We start from the raw sequence: 5,821 nt of genomic DNA on the forward strand, positions 1-5,821 counted from the left end.
TGGTCACCGAGTTCGATCTACGGGTGGATGCGGCGGGTCCGCACTTCGGGGACGAGGTGCTGCTGGACGTTCTCGCGGGGTCCGGGGACGTGGCCACCCTCGTCGGCGCGCGCGACCGCTACGTGTGGCCGGAGCACCAGGACCTGCGCCGTATCCCCATCGCCTCGCCCTGCCTCGCGTACCCGGTCTCCCTGATCCTGCCCAGCACCAATCCGCATCCCGAACTGCGCGGGATCCTCGCTCACTTCGCGTCGCTTCCCCGGCTTCCGGAGGACACCTGGGTGCCGTCCTGGGCCACGCGGCCGGAGCACGGGCGCGGGCGCGGTGACAGCGGCGAAGACCCTGCGGTCTGACACGAATCCCCACCGAAAGGACACCACCATGCCCAGCGACCGTCTCATGCTGGTCGACAGCGACCAGTTCCGTACCCACATCGAACGGGTGCAGCAGGTCACCGACCTCACCTCCCGCCTCAACGTGCTGCCGTTCGGCGACGAGGCGGGCAAGGCCGCCCTGTTCGAGCAGATCCTCGGTAAGCCGCTGCCGGAGGGAACGGTGATCTACCCGCCGTTCTTCACCGACCACGGCTTCCGCCTCGACCTGGCCGAGCGGGTGTTCATCAACCAGAACTGCACCTTCCTGGACTACGCCGGTATCCGGCTGGCCGAGGGTGTGTGGATCGGCCCGAAGGCCACGTTCATCACCGGCGGCCACCCCGTCGACCCCGCCGAACGGCAGCTGTACCTCACCGGTGCGCCCATCGACGTGGCGGAGAACGTGTGGATCGGCGCGGGCGCCACCATCCTGCCCGGCGTCAGCATCGGCCGGGACGCGGTGATAGCCGCCGGTGCCGTCGTGGCCGACGACGTACCGCCCGCCACCCTGGTCACCGGGGGCAAGGCGACGATCCGCCGCCGGTGGTGAGGCGCCCGGGCGTGCCCGGCGAACGGTGGACGGCCCGTCGCGGCGCTCGGTAGGTTGCCCGGCATGACCGCCACCGCCACCGCCGACTGGCCGCCCGCCCCGATCCGTACCGGGCGGCTGGTGCTCCGGGCGGCCGAGGGCCGGGACCGGGCGGCGTTCATCGCATTGTTCGCCTCGCCCGAGGTGACGGCCTACACCGGCGGGCCCCGGCCGCGCGCCGAACTGGAACGGGCCGTGCCCGAGGTGCCCGGGCAGCGCCCACGGTGCTTCGTCGCCGAACTCGACGGGACGATGGCCGGCATCGTCACGCTCGATGACCGGGACCCGGAACGCCCAGGACCGGCCCGTCCCGACGCCGGGCGGGTCGAGCTGGGCTATCTGTTCCTGCCGCACGCCTGGGGCCACGGGTACGCGGCCGAGGCGTGCGCGGCGGTACTCGGCTGGTACGCCGCCACGCACCCCGGCGAGCCGGTGGCGCTGTGCACCCAGACCGCCAACGGCCGCGCGCTGCGGCTGGCGGCGAGGCTGGGGTTCACCGAGGTGGAACGGTTCACGGCGTACGGCGCCGAGCAGTGGCTCGGCGTGTGGCACCCGGCGGACCGGCCCGCAGGCTGAGGCCCGCTGGGGCGGGGTGGTGGCGGTGAGACCGGGCCCCCGCCAGCACCGGCACCCCCTCGGCGTCAGTAGTGCTCGCCGAACGCCGCGCGCTGGCGGCGTTCCAGGCGGGAGCGCATCAGGGCCGCCACCGGCTTGGCCGGGACGCCGCCGCGTTCGGAGTCGTCGGCCACCGAGGCCAGCCACGGCGGCATGAACGTCAGCGTCCAGCGGGCCGCCGACTTCACCATCGACTTCTCGAACCGGGCCCACAGCTTCGGGTCCAGGGCCGGGGCCAGCCGGCCGGCGAGTTCGCGTTCCTCGTCCGCCGTGTGCACGGCGAGGAGTTCGCGCACCCCGGTGGCGGCCTTCGCCAGGTCGGCGGCGCCGGTGCCGTCCGGCGACAGCGCCTCGATTGCCCGGCCGAACCCGTCCAGCCGGCCCTCCAGCGCCGCGTGTTCCTCCTGGAGCAGGGTCAGTGCCTCCTCGTCCGCGCCGCGTTCGCGCAGCGCCGGCCACAGCACCTCGTCCTCGCCCTTGTGATGGTGGTGGATCAGCTCGGTCAGCCTGCGCGCGTACGCCGCCAGGTCGCGGGTGCGGTCCGGGTCCGGGGCGTCGGCCAGGGCGGTGGCGGTGCGGGCGATCCGGTCCAGGTCGCGCAGCATCGCGCGGTGGGCGAGGATCATGGTCTGCAGGCCCGGGGAGGTCACGGTCGGTTGCCTTTCGTCGTCGGTCACACCAGGCTGCCGCCGGCCGCCACCAGCGCGCCGGAGTCGAAGAGGCGGACGTAGTGCGGGTCCACCCGGTCCGGTGAGCGGTACAAGTGGCCGTAGTGCTGCTGGTAGGTGGTGAACCAGTCGGGGCGGTGGTGGAGGAACAGGATGTCGTGGAACGCCATCCGGCGCACGACCATCTGCGGCAGCGGCGAACGGTTCGCGGGGAACGCGGGGTTACGGGCGGCCCGCGCCTCGCACTCCGGGTGCATCTGGCCGAGCATCAGCCCGCGCGAGACGGCCTCGTCCTTCACCTCCTCGTACACGTCGTCGATCAGGTGCCACTGGTGGGGCCGGAGTCCGTCGAAGACGACGATCAGGGAGTCCAGCGAGGTGGGACGGCCGGCGTACCGCTCCTCGAAGGCGTCCATGGCGGTGCGGATGAGCGCCGTCATGCGGGGCGCGTCGTCGCCCGGCCGCCAGCGGCAGCGCACGCTGTGCAGCACGCCGGAGCGCCGGGCGGGCGCGACGAACGGGCACACCGGTCCGTCCCGGCCCAGGTCCGGGTGCGGCGCGGTGACGTAGCCGGTGAGCCAGCCGGACATCGCCGCCTCCTGCTCGGCGGTCAGCGGGATGAAGGGATGCATCGAAAGTCCTCCTCGGCCTCAGAACGCCGCGTCCGGCAGGCTCATCAGCCGCTCGTCGCGGCGGCCGACGGTGTGCAGCTGGGCGGCGACCAGCGGCAGGATGTCGTGGGCGAAGACCGAGGCGGCGGCGATCTTCCCCTCGTAGAACGCCCGGTCGGCCGGGCGCACTTCGCCGGTCAGCCGCTCGGCGGCCACCGCCGCCGAGCGCAGCAGCAGCCAGCCGGTGACCACGTCGCCGGCCGCCATCAGCAGCCGGGTGGTGTTGCGGCCGACCTCGTAGAGCGCGTCCGGGGTTGCGAAGCTGGTGAGCAGATGGCCGCCCAGCGTCTCGGTGATGCGCCGCAGCGCGCCCGCCGCGTCGCTCAGCTGCTCGCGTTCGGCGGCCAGTTGCCCGCCGCCCGCGCCGGAGGCGGCGAACGCGGTGATCTCGGCGGCCAGCGCGGTGAGGGCGGCGCCCTGGTCGCGGGCGATCTTGCGGAAGAAGAAGTCCATGCCCTGGATGGCGGTGGTGCCCTCGTACAGGGTGTCGATCCGGGCGTCGCGCAGATACTGCTCCAGCGGGTGGTCCTTCAGGTACCCGGCGCCGCCGAGGATCTGGAGCGCGGCGCTCAGCTGCTCCCAAGACCGCTCGGCGCCGTACCCCTTGACCAGCGGCAGCAGCAGGTCGCTGAGCGCCCGGTCGCCGTCGTCCTGGGCGCACGCGGTGTACAGGACGAGGGCGCGCAGGCCCTCGGCGTACGCCTTCTGCGTGAGGAGGGAGCGGCGCACCTCGGGGTGGCGGATGATCGGCACCCGGGGCGCGGTCTTGTCGGTCGCCCGGGTGAGGTCGGCGCCCTGGAGGCGCTGGGTGGCGTAGGCGACGGCGTGCCGGTGGCCGCTGGAGAGGGTCGCCATGGCCTTGGTGCCGACCATCATCCGGGCGTGTTCGAGGATGGTGAACATCTGCCGGATGCCGTCGTGCCGTTCGCCGACGAGGTAGCCGACGGCAGGTTCCGCCTCGCCGAAGGTGAGTTCGACGGTGGCGGACGCCTTGAGGCCCATCTTGTCCTCCAGGGCGGTGGCGCGGACGCCGTTGCGCGCGCCCAGGGCGCCGGTGGCCCAGTCCGTGACCCGGTACTTGGGGACGACGAACATCGACAGGCCCTTGGTGCCGGGGCCGTGGCCCTCGGGGCGGGCGAGGACGAAGTGCACGATGTTCTCGGACAGGTCGTGTTCGCCGGAGGTGATGAAGCGCTTGACGCCCTCGATGTGCCAGCTGCCGTCGTCCTGCGGTACGGCACGGGTGCGCAGCGCGCCGACGTCGCTGCCCGCGTCGGCCTCGGTGAGCACCATGGTGCCGCCCCATGCACGCTCCACCATGGTGCGGGCGAGGGTGCGCTGGTCCTCGGTGCCGAGGGCGTGCAGCACGGAGGCGAACCCGCCGGACGACTGGTACATGTGCAGCGCCGGGTTGGCGCCCATGAGGAGTTCGGTGACCGCCCACTGGAGCGAGGGCGCCACCTGCGAGCCGCCCAGTTCGGGGGGCAGCCACAGCCGGTGGTAGCCGGTGTCCATCCAGGTGCGGTACGCCTTGGTGAAGCTGTCCGGCAGCGAGACGGCGTGGTCGAGCGGGTGGTACGCGGGCGGGGTGCGGTCGGCGTCCACGGTGGCGTCGGCGAGCGCGTCGACGGCGAGCCGGGCGACCTCGGCGAGCAGGGTGCGGGCGGTGTCCTCGTCGGCGTCGGCGTACGGGCCGCGCCCGTACACCTCGCCCCGGCCCAGCACCTCGAACAGGGTGAACTCGATGTCCCGGACGTTCGGGCGGTAGTGGCTCATGCGGGCTGCTCCATGGTGCGCAGGACGGCGGCGAGAGCGGTGACGGCCCGTTCGGCCTGGGGGACGGTGCCGACGGTGATCCGCAGGTGTCCCGGCAGGCCGAGCAGGGTGAGGTCGCGGACGAGGACGCCGTGTTCTGCGGCCAGCCGGGCGGCGACGAGGGTGCTGTCGGCGACGGGCAGGGCGGCCAGCACGAAGTTGGCGGCGGACGGGGTGACGGAGACCCCGATGGCGTCCAGGGACTTGGTGAGGTGTTCGCGGGCGCGGGCGGTGCCGGTGCGGACGTGCTCCAGGTGGCCCGGCTCGGCGAGGGCGGCGAGCACGGCGCGCTGGGCGGGGCGGCTGACGCGGAACGGCAGGGCGCGGGCGGTGCGTTCGATACGGGCGACGCGCTCGGGCGGGCCGATGAGGACGCCGAGCCGGACCGAGGCCAGGCCCCAGGCTTTGGAGAAGGTGCGCAGCACGAGGGCGGGGGCGCCGTCCCGTACCCGCCCCAGGGCGTGGTCGTGTTCGGGTCCGGCGAAGTCCAGGTAGGCCTCGTCGAGGACGAGCTGGCCGGGGGCGCCGTCGGCGGCGGCCAGCAGGGCGGCGGTCTCGGCGCGGTCCAGGACGGTGCCGGTGGGGTTGAGCGGGTTGCAGACGAAGGCCAGGTCGGTGCCGTCGGCCAGGGCGTGGGCGAAGGCGGCGGCCGGGACGGCGTACCCGGGGGTCAGCGGCAGGGCGCGCAGCCGGGCGCCGACCGCGCGGGCGGCTTCGCCGTAGCCGGGGAACGTCCGCTCGGTGCAGGTGACCTCCGCCTGCGGTCCGGCGGCGAAGGTGAGGGCGGTGAGCAGGATGAGTTCGTCGACGCCGTTGCCGACGGTGAGCATCGCCGGGTCGACCGCGAAGTGCCGGGCGAGGGCGGCGCGCAGCGTGCGGGCGGCGGGGTCGGGGTAGTGCGGGAGATGGCCGGTAGCCTCCTCGCGTACCGCGTCGACGGCGCCGGGGGGCGGGCCGTACGGGCTCTCGTTGAGGTGCAGCCGCAGCCGGCCGGGGCTTCCGGGGCCGGGGCCGGGGCCGTTCCCGTCCTCGTCGTCGGACCGGAAGAAGGAGGCTTCCTCGCTCATCGTGTACTCCCTGGGGTGGCGG

6 protein-coding genes and 1 pseudogene are annotated in these 5,821 nt (G+C 73.8%); 3 read left to right on the forward strand and 4 right to left on the reverse strand.

Annotated features, from left to right (window positions below; genetic code table 11):
- From ACFV5N_RS23595 to ACFV5N_RS23605, 3 genes and pseudogenes are all read left to right on the forward strand, one after another.
- Positions 1-353, forward strand: a pseudogene (locus ACFV5N_RS23595) (LysR family transcriptional regulator); the annotation flags it as partial.
- A 28-nt stretch (positions 354-381) separates the two neighbouring features.
- Positions 382-924: a DapH/DapD/GlmU-related protein gene (locus ACFV5N_RS23600; protein WP_385603296.1), complete on the forward strand. Its 543-nt coding sequence runs from the start codon at positions 382-384 to the stop codon at positions 922-924.
- A 63-nt stretch (positions 925-987) separates the two neighbouring features.
- Complete coding sequence (locus ACFV5N_RS23605) at positions 988-1,539, forward strand: GNAT family N-acetyltransferase (RefSeq protein WP_385603299.1); 552 nt, start codon at positions 988-990, stop codon at positions 1,537-1,539.
- 65 nt (positions 1,540-1,604) lie between these two features.
- Here the strand turns inward: ACFV5N_RS23605 and ACFV5N_RS23610 are convergent, their stop codons facing one another.
- From ACFV5N_RS23610 to ACFV5N_RS23625, 4 genes are all read right to left on the reverse strand, one after another.
- Positions 1,605-2,228 (reverse strand): hemerythrin domain-containing protein, encoded by a 624-nt coding sequence (locus ACFV5N_RS23610; RefSeq protein WP_385603302.1) that lies wholly within the window; start codon positions 2,226-2,228, stop codon positions 1,605-1,607.
- A 23-nt stretch (positions 2,229-2,251) separates the two neighbouring features.
- Positions 2,252-2,878 carry a DUF6875 domain-containing protein gene (locus ACFV5N_RS23615; protein ID WP_385603305.1) on the reverse strand — a complete coding sequence of 209 codons (627 nt, stop codon included), beginning with the start codon at positions 2,876-2,878 and terminating at the stop codon, positions 2,252-2,254.
- Positions 2,879-2,896: 18 nt separating this feature from the next.
- Entirely contained in the window at positions 2,897-4,693 is a 1,797-nt protein-coding gene (locus tag ACFV5N_RS23620; RefSeq protein WP_385603308.1) for an acyl-CoA dehydrogenase, read from the reverse strand.
- A partial coding sequence (locus tag ACFV5N_RS23625; RefSeq protein ID WP_385603311.1) for a pyridoxal phosphate-dependent aminotransferase occupies positions 4,690-5,821 on the reverse strand: 1,132 nt, incomplete at its 5' end. The genes ACFV5N_RS23620 and ACFV5N_RS23625, both read right to left, overlap by 4 nt.

It is taken from the genome of Streptomyces sp. NPDC059853 (genome assembly GCF_042731495.1).
In the GTDB taxonomy this organism is placed as follows: Bacteria; Actinomycetota; Actinomycetes; order Streptomycetales; family Streptomycetaceae; genus Streptomyces.

Coding starts and splice junctions, on each gene's coding strand:
- ACFV5N_RS23600 (WP_385603296.1), top strand. CDS start 382: ATGCCCAGCGACCGTCTCATGCTGGTCGACAGCGACCAGTTCCGTACC.
- ACFV5N_RS23620 (WP_385603308.1), bottom strand. CDS start 4,693: ATGAGCCACTACCGCCCGAACGTCCGGGACATCGAGTTCACCCTGTTC.
- ACFV5N_RS23615 (WP_385603305.1), bottom strand. CDS start 2,878: ATGCATCCCTTCATCCCGCTGACCGCCGAGCAGGAGGCGGCGATGTCC.
- ACFV5N_RS23605 (WP_385603299.1), top strand. CDS start 988: ATGACCGCCACCGCCACCGCCGACTGGCCGCCCGCCCCGATCCGTACC.